15 protein-coding genes and 1 pseudogene are annotated in these 16,497 nt (G+C 61.3%); 11 read left to right on the plus strand and 5 right to left on the minus strand.

All coding sequences use genetic code 11. The features are described from left to right. Positions 1-144 precede the first annotated feature (144 nt). The 6 genes from norV to AACW87_RS04260 all read left to right on the plus strand — a co-directional run bounded on the left by norV (position 145) and on the right by AACW87_RS04260 (position 6,856). Positions 145-1,629, plus strand: coding sequence for an anaerobic nitric oxide reductase flavorubredoxin (norV, locus tag AACW87_RS04235; protein WP_241326646.1), 1,485 nt, complete (start codon positions 145-147; stop codon positions 1,627-1,629). Continuing rightward, positions 1,626-2,792 carry an NADH:flavorubredoxin reductase NorW gene (norW, locus tag AACW87_RS04240; protein WP_241326647.1) on the plus strand — a complete coding sequence of 389 codons (1,167 nt, stop codon included), beginning with the start codon at positions 1,626-1,628 and terminating at the stop codon, positions 2,790-2,792. Before norV ends, norW begins: the two co-directional genes overlap by 4 nt. 51 nt (positions 2,793-2,843) lie before the next feature. Beyond that, on the plus strand, positions 2,844-3,185 hold the full coding sequence (locus AACW87_RS04245; RefSeq protein WP_241326648.1) for a DUF1971 domain-containing protein: 342 nt from the start codon (positions 2,844-2,846) through the stop codon (positions 3,183-3,185). Positions 3,186-3,308: 123 nt separating this feature from the next. Then, positions 3,309-4,526: a 4Fe-4S binding protein gene (locus tag AACW87_RS04250; RefSeq protein ID WP_241326649.1), complete on the plus strand. Its 1,218-nt coding sequence runs from the start codon at positions 3,309-3,311 to the stop codon at positions 4,524-4,526. A 286-nt stretch (positions 4,527-4,812) separates the two neighbouring features. Continuing rightward, on the plus strand, positions 4,813-6,039 hold the full coding sequence (locus tag AACW87_RS04255; protein WP_241326650.1) for an aromatic amino acid transporter: 1,227 nt from the start codon (positions 4,813-4,815) through the stop codon (positions 6,037-6,039). A gap of 262 nt (positions 6,040-6,301) precedes the next feature. Next, a complete protein-coding gene (locus tag AACW87_RS04260; protein ID WP_043135890.1) occupies positions 6,302-6,856 on the plus strand; it encodes a hypothetical protein in 555 nt (184 codons plus the stop codon). A 146-nt stretch (positions 6,857-7,002) separates the two neighbouring features. On the opposite strand, the gene AACW87_RS04265 is transcribed toward AACW87_RS04260, so the two are convergent. After that, complete coding sequence (locus tag AACW87_RS04265; protein WP_241326665.1) at positions 7,003-7,410, minus strand: DM13 domain-containing protein; 408 nt, start codon at positions 7,408-7,410, stop codon at positions 7,003-7,005. A gap of 3 nt (positions 7,411-7,413) precedes the next feature. Between AACW87_RS04265 and AACW87_RS04270 the strand changes: the two are divergent. Further along, positions 7,414-7,958, plus strand: a pseudogene (locus AACW87_RS04270) (aromatic amino acid transport family protein); the annotation flags it as partial. Between the two features lie 151 nt (positions 7,959-8,109). On the opposite strand, the gene AACW87_RS04275 reads toward AACW87_RS04270, so the two are convergent. Next, on the minus strand, positions 8,110-8,466 hold the full coding sequence (locus tag AACW87_RS04275; RefSeq protein WP_241326651.1) for a CesT family type III secretion system chaperone: 357 nt from the start codon (positions 8,464-8,466) through the stop codon (positions 8,110-8,112). A gap of 198 nt (positions 8,467-8,664) precedes the next feature. On the opposite strand from AACW87_RS04275, the gene AACW87_RS04280 reads away from it, so the two are divergent. Together AACW87_RS04280 and AACW87_RS04285 are read left to right on the plus strand one after the other, a co-directional pair. After that, entirely contained in the window at positions 8,665-10,215 is a 1,551-nt protein-coding gene (locus AACW87_RS04280) for an ADP-ribosyltransferase (RefSeq protein WP_241326652.1), read from the plus strand. Between the two features lie 251 nt (positions 10,216-10,466). Next, positions 10,467-10,766 (plus strand): hypothetical protein, encoded by a 300-nt coding sequence (locus AACW87_RS04285; protein WP_042651633.1) that lies wholly within the window; start codon positions 10,467-10,469, stop codon positions 10,764-10,766. 87 nt (positions 10,767-10,853) lie between these two features. Here the strand turns inward: AACW87_RS04285 and AACW87_RS04290 are convergent, their stop codons facing one another. Then, positions 10,854-11,333, minus strand: coding sequence for a DM13 domain-containing protein (locus AACW87_RS04290; RefSeq protein ID WP_241326653.1), 480 nt, complete (start codon positions 11,331-11,333; stop codon positions 10,854-10,856). Between the two features lie 231 nt (positions 11,334-11,564). Between AACW87_RS04290 and AACW87_RS04295 the strand changes: the two genes are divergently transcribed. Together AACW87_RS04295 and AACW87_RS04300 are read left to right on the plus strand one after the other, a co-directional pair. Beyond that, positions 11,565-12,071 (plus strand): AAA family ATPase, encoded by a 507-nt coding sequence (locus AACW87_RS04295; protein ID WP_241326654.1) that lies wholly within the window; start codon positions 11,565-11,567, stop codon positions 12,069-12,071. Positions 12,072-12,367: 296 nt separating this feature from the next. Further along, entirely contained in the window at positions 12,368-13,267 is a 900-nt protein-coding gene (locus tag AACW87_RS04300; protein ID WP_241326655.1) for an AbiJ-NTD4 domain-containing protein, read from the plus strand. Positions 13,268-13,333: 66 nt separating this feature from the next. Here AACW87_RS04300 and glyS read toward each other — a convergent pair whose 3' ends face one another. Both glyS and glyQ read right to left on the minus strand, forming a co-directional pair. After that, the gene (gene glyS / locus AACW87_RS04305) at positions 13,334-15,403 is read right to left on the minus strand and encodes a glycine--tRNA ligase subunit beta (protein ID WP_241326656.1); all 2,070 of its coding nucleotides are present in this window, start codon (positions 15,401-15,403) and stop codon (positions 13,334-13,336) included. A 9-nt stretch (positions 15,404-15,412) separates the two neighbouring features. Beyond that, complete coding sequence (glyQ, locus tag AACW87_RS04310) at positions 15,413-16,336, minus strand: glycine--tRNA ligase subunit alpha (RefSeq protein WP_005320598.1); 924 nt, start codon at positions 16,334-16,336, stop codon at positions 15,413-15,415. Between the last annotated feature and the right edge of the window lie 161 nt (positions 16,337-16,497).

The following is a 16,497-nucleotide window of genomic DNA, read 5'->3' on the forward strand; positions in this document are numbered from 1 at the left end:
GTGCTTTTGACTATAAAGAGTGGCTGTCTAAATGACAATGATCTATGTGTGTGTCTATTAAAAACAATAAGTTATGAGTTGGCACGTCAACTGCAATAGTCCGTTCAGTCGCACATTCGCTATTGCATTCTGAGGAACAACTTGATGAGCATTCACGTCAAAAACAACATTCACTGGGTCGGCCAACGGGACTGGGAGGTGCGCGACTTCCACGGCACCGAGTACAAGACCCACAAGGGCACCAGCTACAACAGCTACCTCATCCGCGAAGGGAAGAACGTGCTGATCGACACCGTCGATCACAAGTTCAGCCGGGAGTTCGTGCAGAACCTGGCGGCGGAGATCGATCTCGCTTCCATCGACTTCGTGGTGATCAACCACGCCGAGGAGGATCACGCCGGCGCCCTGACCGAGCTGATGGCCCGCATCCCAGGCACCCCCATCTACTGCACCCACAACGCCATCGACTCCATCACAGGCCACCATCATCACCCGGAGTGGAACTTCCACCCGGTCAAGACAGGCGACAGCCTGGACATAGGCAACGGCAAGCAGCTGGTGTTTATCGAGACCCCCATGCTGCACTGGCCCGACAGCATGATGACCTACATGACCGAGGACGCCGTGCTCTTCTCCAACGACGCCTTCGGCCAGCACTACTGCGACGAGCACCTGTTCAACGACGAGGTGGATCAGACCGAGCTGATGGAGCAGTGCCAGCGTTACTACGCCAACATACTCACCCCCTTCAGCCCGCTGGTGACCGCCAAGATCAAGGAGGTGCTGGGCTTCAACCTGCCGGTGAGCATGGTGGCCACCTCCCACGGCATCGTCTGGCGCGAGGACCCCACCCAGATCATCCTCAAGTACCTGGAATGGGCGGATCAGTATCAGGAGGATCGCATCACCCTGTTCTACGACTCCATGTCCAACAACACCCGCATGATGGCCGACGCCATCGCCCAGGGCATCCACGAGGTAGACCCGGGCGTGGCGGTGAAGATCTTCAACGTGGCCCGCCACGACAAGAACGAGATCCTGACCCAGGTGTTCCGCTCCAAGGGGGTGCTGGTGGGCTCCTCCACCATGAACAACGTCATGATGCCCAAGGTGGCGGGCATGCTGGAGGAGATCACCGGCCTGCGGTTCCGTAACAAGCGGGCTTCGGCCTTCGGCAGCTACGGCTGGACCGGCGGCGCCGTGGACCGGATCCAGACCCGGCTGATGGACGCGGGCTTCGACATCAGCATCTCCCTCAAGGCCAAGTGGCGCCCCGATGGTTCGGCCCTGGCCGAATGCCGCGAGCACGGCCGCCAGCTGGCCCGCCAGTGGGCGCTGCACCCACTCGAGGCACCCCGCCCGATCATCACAAACAACGCCGCAGTGACGGCGCCCGTGATCGAGGTACCGGTGGCGCGTGTCGTCACCCCGGTCGCCAGCACGCTGGACGATGACCAAAGCATGCTCTGCGTCGTCTGCCAGTGGGTCTATGACCCGGCACTGGGCGAGCCGGATCAGCTGGTGGCACCGGGCACTCCTTGGGCCCAGGTGCCTGACAGCTTCCTCTGCCCCGGCTGCGGCATCGGCAAGGAGGTATTCGAACCCTGCGCCGTGGAGGCCTGTGTATGAACGCAGCAACCCTGAATGACGCCGGCATCAGCCGGGAAATCGTGGTGATCGGCAGCGGCTTCGCCGCCCAGCAGCTGGTCAAGAGCCTGCGCAAGCTGGATGGTGAACAGCCCATCCGCCTCATCACCGCCGACAGCGGCGACGAGTACAACAAGCCGGACTTGAGCCACGTGGTGAGCCGGGGCTGCGCCGCCGCGGCCATGACCCGGCAGAGCGGCAGCGACTTTGCCGAGCAGCAGCGCATCACGCTGCTGCCCCACTGCCCCGTGCTCGGTATCGATCCCGCCCGGCGCACCCTGTTGACCTCGCAGGGCAGCTTCCCCTACGGCCAGCTGGTGCTGGCTACCGGCGCCAGCGCGGCGCGCCCGGAGATACCGGGCAGCGAGCATCTGGTGACCCTCAACAGCCAGCAGGAGTACGCCGCCGCCGAGGGGCTGATCCAGCAGGCCCGCCGCATCCTGGTGCTGGGGGCCGGCCTCATCGGCTGCGAGCTGGCGATGGACATGGCGAGCGATGGTCGCGAGGTCACCCTGCTGGATCTGGCCGACAGCCCGCTCAGCGCCCTGTTGCCGGCCGCCCTGACCCCGCCGCTGCAACAGGCGCTGCGCAGTCAGGGGGTCAGCCTGCAATTCGGGCTGGGTATCGCCAGGATAGATGCCCAGCCCGGCGACGGCTGGCGGGTGACCCTGACCGATGGCCGCACCAGCGAGCAGGATCTGGTGATCGCCGCGATCGGCCTGCGGCCGAATCTGGCCCTGGCCCGGGGGGCCGGGCTGGAGGTGGAGCGCGGCATCCTGGTCGACGACAACTTGCAGACCAGCGATCCCCATATCTTCGCACTGGGTGATTGCGTGCAGTGGCGGGGCCAGCTGCTCCCCTTCCTGCAACCAATAGTGCTGGGGGCCAATGCGCTGGCGCGCACCCTGCTTGGCACGCCGACCCCGCTGACCCTGCCGCCCATGCTGGTGAAGGTGAAAACGCCGCGTTATCCCTTGCAGCTGGCGGGCCGCACCAAGGGCGAGGATCTCTCCTGGCAGTGCCGCTGGAACAGCCACGGCATGGTGGCCGAGGCGCATGGCGAGGATGGCGAGCTATGCGGCTTCGTGGTGGGGGGCGATCAGATGAGCGCCGCCTTCCCGCTGCTGCGTCAGCTGCCCCGTTAACCCCATTCATTGTGCCGGCCGGGTCGACCCGGCCATCTGAGGAGAATGTCTATGTCACTGCACCTTATTCCTGCCCACTGGGTGGTGCGCCGCTCCACCCCCTTCTTCACCCGCCAGAGCGTACCCGCAGCCCTGCTCACCCATCACAACACGGCAGCCGGTGTCTTCGGCCAGCTCTGCGTGATGGAGGGCACAGTCACCTACCACGGCTTTGCCGACGAGCAGGCCGAGGAGCCTGAGATAAGCCTAGTGATCCATGCAGGCCAGTTTGCCACCAGCCCGCCCCAGTACTGGCACAGGGTCGAGCTGTCCGAGGATGCCCGCTTCAACATCCACTTCTGGGCCGAGCAGGTCGAATCGGACCAGCCGCTGTTCAACAGCCGCAAGGCATAAGGTTCAACCCTAGCGAGGGGCATTGGGCGCGAATGTCCCCCTCTGCCCATGCAGATCAAAATAATCAACTCAGATATTCGTTATCCTGCCCCCTTATCCGAATGAGTGCTATGAGGGAGATAGATGAGCCTGATTGAAGCGATGACCATGGTGGCTGGCCTGGTCTATCTGGCCCTGTTGGGGTGGCAGGCGCGCACCGGTTGGCAGTGGCGTCTTGCCCTCGGCCTGCTGGGCCTGATCTGGCTGGTGGCGGCGGACAGCCTGCTCTGGTTCGCGCTGGGGCTGGTGGTCGTCCCCCTCGCCCTGTGGCACAGATACCGACCGCTGCCAGCACTCAGCGGGATCAACAGCCAGTCGCTGCGGGAACGGACCCGTCACCTGCTGCTGCTCTGCTGGGGGTTGGTGACTGTGCAGTACGGCCTGCATATCTGGCAGCTGGGGCAGGGGATATCCCCCTGGCTGATGCGTCCGGACGTGGTGGACGGCTTCCTGCCCATCGCCGGCGGGCTCGGGCTGCGGGCCTGGCTCAGTCAGGGCATAGTAGATCCTCATCATCCGGCGGCGACCGTCACGGTACTGGTGCTCTGCCTGTCGGCCCTGCTGCTGGGGCGGGCCTTCTGCGCCTGGTTCTGCCCGCTCGGGCTGGTGGGCGAGTGGCTGCACGGCCTGCGCAGCCGATGGATAGTGGGGGAGTGGACGCCGCCGCGCTGGCTCGATGTCGTGTTGCGTTCCCAGAAGTTTCTGGTGCTGGCTTTCCTGCTGTTTATCGTGCTGATCGCGGTGCCAGGCGCCGCCCTGCCCGGCTACTTTACCAGCCCCTACCATCAGGCGGCGGACATGAAGATGGGGGCCTTCTTCTTCAACCTGACCCTGATCTCGGGCCTCTGCCTCGGTTGGGTGCTGCTGCTCACCGCCACCTTCCGCCAGGGCTTCTGCCGCTACCTCTGCCCCTACGGCGTCTGGCTGTCTTTACTCGGCCTGCTGACACCGCTGCGCATTCGGCGTGACCCGGCCCGCTGCCTGCGAAGTGCTGGCCATGACTGCGACAAGTGCAGCCGGGCCTGTCCGTCGCGCATCCAGGTGCACCAGCTGATCGCGGTGCGCAGCCTGGAGTGCACCAGTTGTATGAGCTGCATCACCGCCTGCCCCAAGCGGGCCGATGCGCTGCACCTTGGCAGCAAGGCGCGCAGGCTTGAGCCCCGCTGGCTGCTGGGTTTGCTCTGCCTGCTGTTGTTGATATTGCCGCTGCTCTCCTACGGCCTGCTGGGTATCTGGGTCAGCCAGACGCCGCTGGCGGATCGCGCCCAGCTGCTGCAGCTGTTGCCGCAACTGGCTCATTGAGTGCCGATGCGCCAGTTGCAGGCTGTCTGCTAAGGGCCCACCGGGCAGCCTGAAGATGCACCCGCATTTGATACCTGAGGGGTAGCAGGGTAAAGTCCCTTCCCCGACATGGCGGCCCTGCTGCCGTGTCGGGCCGGCAGCCCGCCTTAACCACCTTGCTTCGCTTTCGAAGCAACAAGCACTGGGCACCGGCACATAGATGAGCGCGATCTACCATGACAACCGGCGTAGCAAATGCAACGGTCCGCGGTCGCGACCAGATCCACAATCGTCTTTGGAGAAGTAAATGGGACAGAAACCATCTTTGGTGGGCGGGGCATGCATCATTGCCGGCGTCTGTGTAGGAGCCGGCATGCTGGGCTTGCCGAGTGCCGGGGCGGGCGCCTGGACCATCTGGTCGGTGCTGGCCATCACCCTGACCATGGTGGTGATGACGGTATCCGGCTGGATGCTGCTGGAGTCTTATCAGGGCTATCCGCTGCGCGTGTCGTTCGATACCGTCACCCGCGAACTGCTGGGGGACAAGGTCAACGTCCTCAACAACCTCACCGTCTACTTTGTCGGCGGCATACTGCTCTACGCCTACATCACCTCGGCCGGCCTCATCATAGATGGCATGACCGGCATCGGCAGCCACTGGGGATCCATCCTGTTTACTCTGGGCTTCTCCGGCCTGGTGTGGCACTCCACCCGGGCGGTGGATCGCATCTCAGTGGTGCTGGTCATCGCCATGGGGCTGAGCTTCGTGTTCGGCATCTCGGGCCTGTCGCTCAACATCAAGCCGACCCTGCTGTTCGATACCCTGAGCCAGCACGCCAGCTATGCCCCCTATGCCCTGGCCATGCTGCCGGTGGCGCTCACCTCGTTCGGCTATCACCATTCGGTGTCGTCCATGCGCGCCTACTACGGTGAGGAGCGCCGCGCCCGTTACGCCATCCTCGGCGGCACCGCCATAGCGCTGCTGTTCTACCTCATCTGGCTGGTGAGCGTGTTCGGCAACCTGCCGCGCAGCGAGTTCGGGCCCGTGGTGGCCCAGGGCGGCAACGTCGACGTGCTGCTCAAGGCGCTGGCCTCGGTGATAGAGTCGGAGGCCGTCGCCAGCGCCCTCAACCTCTTCTCCATGGCCGCCATCCTCTCCTCCTTTATCGGTGTGGGTCTGGGGGTGTTCGACTATCTGGCGGATCTGTTCAAGTTCGACAACGGCCGCGGCGGTCGCGCCAAGTCGTGGGCCGCCACCTTCCTGCCGCCGCTGCTGCTCTCCCTGCTGTTCCCGTTCGGCTTCCTGATGGCCATCGGCTACGCCGGCGCCGTGGCGACGCTCTGGACCTGCATCATACCCGCGCTGCTGGCCTGGAAGGTGCGCGCCGGCAAGGGTGAGCAAGGCGGTAAAGGTGACGGCTTCCGCGCGCCGGGCGGCATGCCGATGATAGTGGGCGTCTTGCTGTTCGGGGTGCTGACCGCCCTCTTCCATCTGCTCAACATGGCGGGTCTGCTGCCGGTCTACATGGGCTAGTTTTTTGTCCTCACCCTATGACAAGGCGCCCGGGTGGCGCCTTGTTTTTTGCGCCATCCGGCGCAGGGAGCTGGAGGGACTATAGTCAGACAGATGACGTCGGCGGCCCACCGCACGCCCCCGGGCTGCGACCCCATGGCGGCACCTTCCGATCACTCCGTCCCCCACCAGACAGCTGCTGCCCGGCAGCACGGCCGCCATGGTAGTCAGGCCGCGCGTGATCTATCCAATCAACCGGGAGACAGACGTTATGTGCAAGCACATGTCCACCCTTGGAGCACTCGCGGCCATCACCCTGGCCGGCCTGGTGCAGGCCGAAGAGATGGCCGGCGCTGCGGCGATGACGGACGAGGCGATGATCACCAGCGCCATGGCGGCGGCCCCCACCAGGGTCGGTGCCGGCGCCACCATTGTCGCCATGGGCGCCGATGGCAAGATGCGTACCCTGCGGGAAGGCAGCAACGGTTTTACCTGCATGCCCGACAACCCGGCCACGCCGGGGCCGGACCCCATGTGCATGGATGCGGCGGCGATGGCCTGGGCTCACGCCTGGATCGGCCATCAGACCCCGCCCAAGGGCAAGATCGGCTTTATGTACATGCTCAAGGGTGGCACCGATGCCAGCAACACAGATCCTTACGCCACCCAGCCCACCACCAGCAATCACTGGTTGCAGACCGGGCCCCACGTGATGGTTGTCGGGGCGGATGACGCCTTCTACGATCAGTACCCGAAAGGTGCCGCTCCTGACACCTCGATACCCTATATCATGTGGTCTGGCACCCCCTACCAGCACCTGATGGCGCCGGTGGAGTAAGGCGTTCCGTGCAATGGGGTCGGTGCGGCTCGCCGCTGCCGATCATCAAAAGGCGCCTGTTGGCGCCTTTTGTATTGGACTGTCGCGGGAGAAGAAACCTCCTCTTTGATCGGCTGGCTCATGACGGCAGGAAGCGGGCATGGCATCTACTGCCGATAGCGGGCGGCTGTGATGAATTGGCCGAAGGTTTCGCACCAGACGATCACGCTGTCGTAGCGGGCCGGATCGATATTGGCGGGGAGCGGCACGATAAAGTTGTCGAAGGTTTTCACCGGTCCGACCCGCACCATTTGTGGCTTCAGGCGGGCAAAGTCCGCCTCGGTTTCGACAAATTCCGGCGACAGATAGAGCTGGTAATCGGGCCCTGGCGCCAGCTTGCCCATCAGGCTGATGGCATCTGGTCCAATGCTTACCTGGCCTTCGCCCCAGTGCAGCCGGTCGCTCTCTTTCAGATCCCGACGAAAGGTGCCGTTAAAGGTCGCCTGTTGCTGGCTGGCCGCCACCTGTTCACTGCTCGGTGCGGCAGGCGCTATCAGGATCGGCAGGGCATAGATGCCGGCGGCACCGCCATAGCACTGCTGTTCTACCTCATCTGGCTGGTGAGCGTGTCGAGTTCGGGCCCGTGGTGGCCCAGGGCGGCAACGTCGACGTGCAGCTCAAGGCGCTGGCCTCGGTGATAGAGTCGGAGGCCGTCTCCAGCGCCCTCAACCTCTTCTCCATGGCCGCCATCCTCTCCTCCTTTATCGGTGTGGGTCTGGGGGTGTTCGACTATCTGGCGGATCTGTTCAAGTTCGACAACGGCTGCGGTGGCCGCGCCAAGTCGTGGGCCACCACCTTCCTGCCGCCGCTGCTGCTGTTCCCGCTCGGCTTCCTGATGGCCATCGGCTACGCCGGTGCCGTGGCCACCCTGTGGACCTGCATCATACCGGCCCTGCTGGCCTGGAAGGTGCGTGCCGGCAAGGGCGAGCAAGGCGGTAAAGGCGACGGCTTCCGCGCGCCGGGCGGCCTGCCGATGATAGTGGGCGTCTTTCTGTTCGGTGTGCTGACAGTCCTCTTCCATCTGCTCAACATGGCGGGTCTGCTGCCTGTCTATACCGGCTGAGCCATATAAACAGCCAGCCGCCGTCACTGGTGGCATGCAGCCAGACGGCGCCTTGGGGCGCCGTTTGGCTGTGGGGACAGTCGACGGCAGACCCATGTTTTATCTAGATAGTGTCCTGGATTCCATACGGTCCGGTTTGGGGGCATACCTGTTACTGCCTGCTTAGCTCATCAGCGGCAGAGACCAGTTGTTCCAGTTGGTGGTGGATCTGGGCACGTTCTAGCTGTTGCAGCGGCTGACGGTTCCATAACACCGGGTTCAGGGTCTGTGAATCGAAGCCAAGTACCGGTTTGCAGGGGTCTTGGCTGAACAGGTTCTGCGCCGCGGCTTGGGCGCTGGTGGCGGCTTCCAGGCGGGTAAACATCAGCAGATAGTTGGCCGGGTGCTCGGTCAGATGGCAGGTAAGCTCGCCGATCTGCAGGCTGGTGACGCTCTCCTCCTGCTGCGGTTCAGGGAGCGAGAGGGAGAGAAACAGCTGGCGGATGGCGGCGTGATAAAGAGAGTTCATCTATGGCTCCAGATTGGTGGTGGTGCCATTAGAACAGGTCGCCGTCAGCGGCACTGTTAATGGTGGCTCTCTTTTTTTAGCTTTTCGGTCAGCGAGATAGCGTGCCGCGCTCAGTACAAAAATCGCGACCAATCCCGATAGTCCGTGTTGATCGCCTCTCCTAGACTGGTGGCGAAACATCACAAGAAGACAATCATTATGCAGATTCAAGCACACACTGGCGGCATGCAGGCCGTCGCTCACCACAGTGATGCAACCACAGGGGTTGGTCGGATGGGCCAGCTGGAGGCGCGTCAGGTCACCACCGGGCAGGATGCGATCCTGCTGGGCGGCCGCAATGAACCGCAAAAAGGCCAAGGGCTGCTCTCGCGACTGGGGGCCCAGCTGGCCCACCCATTCGTGGCTTTGAAAGAGTGGATTGGCAACTTGCTGGGGACGGACAAGAGTGCCTCTGCGCCGAAGGCGCAGCAGACTCCGGTAGCAGACAACCTCTCGCTGGCTGAACAGAAACGGCTGCTGTTGCAACAGGCGCTGCCTTTTACCCTGAGCGGTCTCGACAAGGCAAGTGAGCTGAACAGCATCAATGCCGAGCAACTGGGACAGGATCACGCCCGCCTGGCGACCGGCAACGGCGCCTTGCGCTCACTGGCGACCTCCCTGATCGGGATCCGGGATGGTTCCATGCGGCAAGAGAGTCAGACAGCCGCCGCCGGGTTGCTCGAACGCCCCATCGCCGGTATCCCGCTCCAGCAGTGGGGCACTGTGGGGGGCAAGGTGACCGAGCTGCTCGCCAGCGCCACACCAGAATTGTTGCAGGAGGCGATGAGCCAGCTGCACGCCGCGATGGGCGAAGTTGCCGACCTGCAGCGTGCCGTACAGGCCGAAGTTGCTGGCGAACCGGCGCAAAGCGCGACCACTGCTGCCGACACGGCGCCCGTCCAAAGCGGTGAGACCAAAGGCGCTGCCCGCGAGCAGGTCGCCATGGCGCGTCAGACCCCGGCCTCTGGCTACAAGCTGGCGCTGGATCTTATCAGCTACCAGGCCAGCTACCTGCTGCGGGATCAAACCTCGACCGAGGTGACCCTGAGCAGCAGCGATCTCAATGCCCTGCATCAGCACATTGCCGATGGCTCCATCAATGGCTCCCACATGGCCAAATTGCAGACCCGTGGTGACCTGCAAACCCTGCGCACACTGGCGCTCTCACTGGCCAGTGGCAGCGATGCCAAGGGGTCCTCCCTTGGTCATGCTCTCGACAGCCTCGCCTCGGCTCGCCCCAACCAGCGACTGGTGCTGGGCGGCCTGATGCAGTTTGCCGGTCAGACCGATCAGGCGTGGGCTGACCAGACCGCTGGCAAGCCGGAGGATCGGCTCGATGCCGGGGCGCGACTGCGCTTTGACACCGGTCATATGAAGGCGGAACTGGATCGTCTCGGCGACAGCGAGGCACGGCAAGTGCTGCAACAGCTGGAAGGGGCTTTTGGTGATCGGGCCAAGGCCATCTGCGACTTCGCGGTGGCGCAGGTCTCTACCTTTGCCGACAGCGAGAGCAGCCCGGAGGCCGTGCTGGTCTCCCGCCTGACCCGCATGGGCAATCTGGTTGGCAGCCTGACCGACACGCTCAAGGTGCGCCTCCAGCTGCCCGAGTCCGCCCGCGGCGAGCCGACCATGATAGACGATGCGGCACAGTTGACGCCACTGGAGCTGGCTGCGTTAAGCCATATCGGTGTTGATGAGCACTATCTGTAAGCGTGCTCATGTTGTCGGATATGAATGAATAAACCACTTGTCCATCACGGGCACCCCCAAAGGGTGCCCGTTTTCCTTGGCGTATTCGCCTTGGCCAGATTATGCGCCCGGTGTGTATTACTTCGCGCTTGCTGGTCCTCTGTGGGCAATGGTTGCAGCAATGACAGTTAGGGATCTCGCTCTGATGATCTGTCATTTTGCTCGTTTGGGCTATAGTTTGGTTCTCTTTGGAGCCTGACTAGGAGCTGGCTATGGCATGGACTATCGATGATTCCCAACCCCGGATCCTCTACAACAAGGACAAGCACGTCGCCGTGACGCCCTCGGCCATGGGCAAATACCATGAGTGGCGGCGGGAGATCGAGCGCGGCTCTGATCCCAAGAGTGCCGCCGGCAAGGTCGGCGATATGCACTACGAGCAGCTGAGCGGCAACAACAAGGGGATCTACACGATCCGGCTCAGTCAGGAGCACAGGGTCGCCTTTACCATCAATGGCACCCTGCAGCAGGTCAAGGTGATCAGCATTGGCGGCCACTTTCCCCCGAGTTGAGTGGTCTGGCAGACAGCAAAACGGCGCCTTGGGGCGCCGTTTTTTTATGATGCTGCGCCGTCTCCGGCCCTACGGCAACCGGCAGGGCTACTGCCGATAGCGGGCGGCTGTGATAAATTGGCCGAAGGTTTCGCACCAGACGATCACGCTGTCGTAGCGGGCCGGATCGATATTGGCGGGGAGCGGCACGATAAAGTTGTCGAAGGTTTTCACCGGTCCGACCCGCACCATCCGTGGCTTCAGGCGGGCAAAGTCCGCCTCGGTTTCGACAAATTCCGGCGACAGATAGAGCTGGTAGTCGGGCCCCGGCGCCAGCTTGCCCATCAGGCTGACGGCATCTGGCCCTATGCTCACCTGGCCTTCGCCCCAGTGCAGCCGGTCGCTCTCTTTCAGATCCCGGCGAAAGGTGCCGTTAAAGGTCGCCTGTTGCTGACTGGCCGCCACCTGTTCACTGCTCGGTGCGGCAGGTGCTATCAGGATCGGCAGGGCATAGATGCCGGCGGCAAAGCCGGCCGCCCCTACCAGCAGATGGGTGGCCAGCAGCAGGGCCAGGGTCTTGCGTTGCATAACGCCTCGGTCGTCGATTAATTGATGGTCATACCCTAACAGCGGCAGCTTCCCATGCCCATACCCGAACGCGGCAAGGTTCACTCTGTGGGGTCCCCCGCAGCCGGTGCCTGCATGGGGTTGTGGTGATCGGGCGAGCGTGCCGGTGAGCTGCCGGCACACCCGCGCTGGACTCAGGGCCTCCATCGCGGGGAGAATGCGCGCAAGCTTTTTCATCACAGGGGAGACATGATGCTGATTATCTTCAGTGGTTTGCCGGGCAGCGGAAAGAGCACCATTGCGCGTGCCTTGGCCCAGCGGTTGGGGGCCGTCTATCTGCGCATCGATACCATAGAGCAGGCCATTCGTGACGCCGACCAGACAAACAAAGAGATGGGGCCCGCCGGTTATTTCGTCGCCTATGAGCTGGCCAGAGAGAACCTGAAACTCGGGTCAATCGTCATCACGGATTCCGTTAACCCTATACAGCTCACCCGGGATGCTTACCACGATATCGCCCTCTCGGTCGGGGTGCCCTATGTCGATGTTGAGGTGGTCTGCTCCAATTCGAAGCTGCACCGCGAGCGGGTCGAGAACCGGACGGCCGATATTGCGGGGTTTGCATTGCCGGACTGGCAGGCTGTGCTCGACCGCGATTATGAACCCTGGGACAGGGAGCGCCTGATACTGGATAGCGCCACCCTGTCGGTAACCCAGAGCGTGGAAAACATTGTCGCCGCATTGGCAAAGGATCTGTAGGTTCGATTAGCGCGGCGTAATCGGACGACTGAGAAGCAGTTGTCCCGGTTGTTGTCGTGAGTCAGGGTTGGCCAGCCGGAGGGGGAAATGCGGGTGGCCGTGATAACGGGAGGATCGATTTATGCGAATTTTCGATTACGCCTGACAGTTACTCGAACCTACGGGTTTGCTACCGAATTGATACTACGAGGGTCAATCAGCAACCATAAGAGAGTTAACTTTATGGTAAAAAAGATTATCCTGTTGTCAGGGGATTCTATTTAACACGAATAACACAAGATGGAGAGGTAATTATTTTGACAGATACTCAAGCGCCATTTTCATCTAGGCATCGTGGTTCAAACCAACATGTAGAAGATTCTTTTCCTGATAGTGCCAAAATAGCAGTTCTTCATATGCTGTACGATTTGGAGGGGAAAGGATATATATCAGATTGGCTTGCTATTGCTAGAGAGTTGCAACGAATATCTAGAATCCAACCTGTGATATATAGCCAGTCACCATTCCCTGATGTTAAGAAAGCGAGAGCTGATGCGGAGCAAGTTTTATATTCTTTGGCGTGGGATAAAACCTTTGATTTTTGTGAGAGAATTTATACTTATCTAGCTCAGGATGTTCTGCATGGTTATGAGAAATCTGAGCTAGTAAAAGAAAAAAGAGAAGTTCAAAAATATATAGCTAATGAGATTGAGCGTCTTTTTCTTGAGGAAAATTTAGCATTTGAGTTTTCTGATGGTGTGGTGAGGCGTCGAGGGCGCAGGCACACAGAAGACACAGCAACCAGAGCACAGGTTGTGATGGGGGATAGTAGGTTGAATGAATCAAGAAAGCACTATGCAAAAGCGCTTCATTTTTTCAGAAGTCCCACTAGTCCTGACTATGAAAATTGCGTAAAAGAGGCTGTTTGCGCAGTCGAAGCTGCAGGAAAAGCATTATTCCCAGCGTCTAAAGCTGCTACTCTAGGCGATTTAGCAAAATGGTTTTTGAAAACTAATGACTATGAAATACCAAAGGCATTGGTAAAAACAATAGAAGGAATTTATGCCTACCGCAGTGGTGGAAATGGGGTGGGGCATGGTGGAGCAGAGGGCGGCATTGCTACATTGGAAGTTGCTGAATATATCCTCAGTGTCACAGCATCTCAGATAATATATTTTGTGGAAATTGAAGGGTTGAATGATGAGATTCCTTTCTGAATCATTTCTTTCAACAAAAACGGCGCCTTTCGGCGCCGTTTTTATTATCACTTAACCCAACAAATATCACTGCAGCAGGGAGATATCCGCGACTTGCAGGAACAGGTTGCGCAGGTTGTTCAGCAGCGCCAGACGGTTGGCCTTGAGGGCTTCGTCGTCGGCCATCACCATCACCTCGTTGAAGAAGGTATCGACCGGCTCGCGCAGGGCGGCCAGACGGGTGAGGGCAGCCTGATAGTCACCGGCCGCGAACAGCGGGGCCAGTTCGGCTTGCAGAGCGGCAACCTGAGTGGCCAGCGCCTTCTCGGCGGCGTCGACCAGCAGTTCCGGTTTGACGGCAGTCGGCAGTTCGCCTTCGACCTTGGCCAGAATGTTGCTGACGCGCTTGTTGGCAGCAGCCAATGCCAGTGCGGCATCCAGACTGCGGAAGTGGCTGACGGCCTTGACGCGGCGATCGAAGTCCAGCGGACGGGTCGGGCGGCGGGCCAGTACGGCCAGCACAACATCGGCACCTATGCCTTCGTCCTGATAGGCGGCGCGGAAGCGGCCCAGCATAAAGTCGACCACGTCGGTAACGACGGTGTTGTTGGTCAGCTTGTCGCCGTAGACGCGTACCGCTTCTTCAACCAGTTCAACCAGATCCAGATCCAGCTGCTTCTCGGTCATGATGCGCAGGGCACCGATGGCGGCGCGACGCAGGGCGAAGGGATCCTTGTCACCTTTGGGCAACATGCCGATGCCAAAGATACCGGCCAGGGTGTCGAGCTTGTCGGCCAGCGCGACGGCGCAGGCTTCCAGAGCGGATGGCAGGGCATCACCGGCGAAGCGCGGCATGTACTGCTCGTTGAGGGCCACGGCCACCACTTCGTCTTCGCCATCGTGACGGGCGTAGTGCATCCCCATGACACCCTGAGTGCTGGCGAACTCGCCGACCATGTTGGTCATGAGATCACACTTGGAGAGCAGACCGGCACGCTTGGCCTGAGCCACATTGGCGCCGATACGCTCGGCGATAAAGCCGGCGACGGTCTCGATGCGCTCGACCTTGGCCTTGACTGCGCCTAGCTGTTGCTGGAACAGCACGGTTTCAAGGCGCGGCAGGCGGGAGGCCAGGGTTTGCTTGAGGTCGGTCTTGAAGAAGAACTCGGCGTCAGAGAGGCGGGGGCGAACCACCTTCTCGTTGCCGCTGATGATCTGGCTCGGGTCTTTGGACTCTATGTTGGTGACGAAGATGAACTTCGGCAGCAGCTTGCCGTTCTTGTCGTAGACCGGGAAGTACTTCTGGTCACCCTTCATGGTGTGAACCAGCGCTTCAGCGGGAACGGCCAGGAACTTCTCTTCAAAGTTGGCGGTCAGCACCACAGGCCACTCGACCAGGGCGGTGACCTCTTCCAGCAGGGCATCGTCCAGATCGGCAACGCCACCGAAGGCGGCAGCGGCCGCTTCGGCGTCAGCCTTGATCTTGGCCTTGCGCGCCATAAAGTCGGCAACCACTTTGCCTTTTTCCAGCAGGATCTGCGGGTACTGGCTGGCGTTGTCGATGGTGAATTCGCTCTCGCCCATAAAGCGGTGACCGCGAATGGTGCGGGCAGAGTCGATACCCAGAATGTGAGCGGGAACCAGATCCCCATCCAGCAGCAGGGTCACGGTGAACACCGGACGCACGAACTGGATGGTCTTGTCGCCCCAGCGCATCATCTTGGGGATGGGCAGCTTGGCCAGTGCGGAGGCAACCAGTTCACCCAGCAGATCGACGGCCGGGCGGCCTTCGACCTTGGCGGTGTGAACCAGCCACTCACCCTTGTCGGTGACCAGACGCTCGGCCTGTTCAACGGTGATGCCGTTGCCACGGGCCCAGCCTTCGGCAGCCTTGGTCGGCTTGCCTTCGGCATCGAACGCCTGGGAGACGGCCGGGCCGCGCTTCTCGACGCTCTTGCTCGGCTGCTCGCCGGCCAGCGCGTGTACCTTCAGCGCCAGGCGGCGCGGTGAGGCGAACCACTCGACGTCGCCGAAGGCCAGGTCGGCCTTGGTCAGCTCAGCTTTGAAGTTGTCGGCAAAGGCTTCGGCCAGGGAGCGCAGGGCTTTTGGCGGCAGCTCAGCTGTGCCGATCTCTACCAGAAATGTATGTTGTGCCATGTCCGTTCCTTAACCTTGCTTGTTCTCAGTGCGCTTGCACATGGGGAAACCCAGCGCTTCGCGGGAGGCGTAGTACGCCTCGGCCACGGCCTTGGTCAGGGTACGAATGCGCAATATGTAGCGCTGACGCTCGGTGACCGAGATGGCCTTGCGGGCATCCAGCAGGTTGAAGGAGTGGGCAGCTTTCAGAATGCGCTCGTAAGCGGGCAGCGGCAGCGGCGTTTCCAGTGCCAGCAGGTGCTGGGCCTCTTTCTCGTACTGCTCGAAGCAGTGGAACAGGAAGTCCACGTCGGCGTGTTCGAAGTTGTAGGTGGACTGCTCCACCTCGTTCTGGTGGAAGACGTCGCCGTAGGTGGTCTTGCCCAGCGGGCCATCGGACCATACCAGATCGTAGACGCTGTCCACGCCCTGGATGTACATGGCCAGACGCTCGAGACCATAGGTGATCTCGCCGGTGACCGGCTTGCACTCGAGGCCGCCAACCTGCTGGAAGTAGGTGAACTGAGTCACTTCCATGCCGTTGAGCCAGACTTCCCAGCCCAGACCCCAGGCACCCAGGGTCGGGTTTTCCCAGTTGTCTTCCACGAAACGGATGTCGTGGATCTCGGGATCCATGCCCAGCTCTTTCAAAGAGCCGAGGTAGAGTTCCTGGATATTGTCGGGGGACGGCTTGATGATCACCTGGAACTGGTAATAGTGCTGCAGGCGGTTCGGGTTCTCACCGTAGCGGCCGTCGGTGGGACGGCGGGACGGTTGCACGTAGGCGCAGGCGATGGGCTCCGGGCCCAGGGCGCGCAGGCAGGTCATGGGGTGGGAGGTACCGGCACCCACTTCCATATCCAGCGGCTGAATGATGGTACAGCCCTGGCGGGACCAATAGTCCTGCAGCTGCAGGATCAGGCCCTGAAAGGTTTTGACATCGAATTTTTGCATAGTGTTTTTCGCGCGAAGTGAAATCAGAGCAAGATTTGCTGAATGTGAACCGAAGGAGTATACCGTCTGGCATGGTCGGATAATAGGCGAAATTGTAGGGGATTCATGGGGCGGGGCTGCGCCGGGCCTGGTTGGCCCGGGATGGAAGCCCCATCATGTGG

Source organism: Aeromonas sp. MR7 (assembly GCF_963899385.1).
GTDB classification, from domain to species: domain Bacteria; phylum Pseudomonadota; class Gammaproteobacteria; order Enterobacterales; family Aeromonadaceae; genus Aeromonas; species Aeromonas bestiarum.

Bases quoted from the DNA above. Each gene is read 5' to 3' on its own strand.
- norV (WP_241326646.1), top strand. From the start codon at position 145: ATGAGCATTCACGTCAAAAACAACATTCACTGGGTCGGCCAACGGGAC.
- norW (WP_241326647.1), top strand. From the start codon at position 1,626: ATGAACGCAGCAACCCTGAATGACGCCGGCATCAGCCGGGAAATCGTG.
- AACW87_RS04245 (WP_241326648.1), top strand. From the start codon at position 2,844: ATGTCACTGCACCTTATTCCTGCCCACTGGGTGGTGCGCCGCTCCACC.
- AACW87_RS04250 (WP_241326649.1), top strand. From the start codon at position 3,309: ATGAGCCTGATTGAAGCGATGACCATGGTGGCTGGCCTGGTCTATCTG.
- AACW87_RS04255 (WP_241326650.1), top strand. From the start codon at position 4,813: ATGGGACAGAAACCATCTTTGGTGGGCGGGGCATGCATCATTGCCGGC.
- AACW87_RS04260 (WP_043135890.1), top strand. From the start codon at position 6,302: ATGTCCACCCTTGGAGCACTCGCGGCCATCACCCTGGCCGGCCTGGTG.
- AACW87_RS04275 (WP_241326651.1), bottom strand. From the start codon at position 8,466: ATGAACTCTCTTTATCACGCCGCCATCCGCCAGCTGTTTCTCTCCCTC.
- AACW87_RS04280 (WP_241326652.1), top strand. From the start codon at position 8,665: ATGCAGATTCAAGCACACACTGGCGGCATGCAGGCCGTCGCTCACCAC.
- AACW87_RS04285 (WP_042651633.1), top strand. From the start codon at position 10,467: ATGGCATGGACTATCGATGATTCCCAACCCCGGATCCTCTACAACAAG.
- AACW87_RS04290 (WP_241326653.1), bottom strand. From the start codon at position 11,333: ATGCAACGCAAGACCCTGGCCCTGCTGCTGGCCACCCATCTGCTGGTA.
- AACW87_RS04295 (WP_241326654.1), top strand. From the start codon at position 11,565: ATGCTGATTATCTTCAGTGGTTTGCCGGGCAGCGGAAAGAGCACCATT.
- glyS (WP_241326656.1), bottom strand. From the start codon at position 15,403: ATGGCACAACATACATTTCTGGTAGAGATCGGCACAGCTGAGCTGCCG.
- glyQ (WP_005320598.1), bottom strand. From the start codon at position 16,336: ATGCAAAAATTCGATGTCAAAACCTTTCAGGGCCTGATCCTGCAGCTG.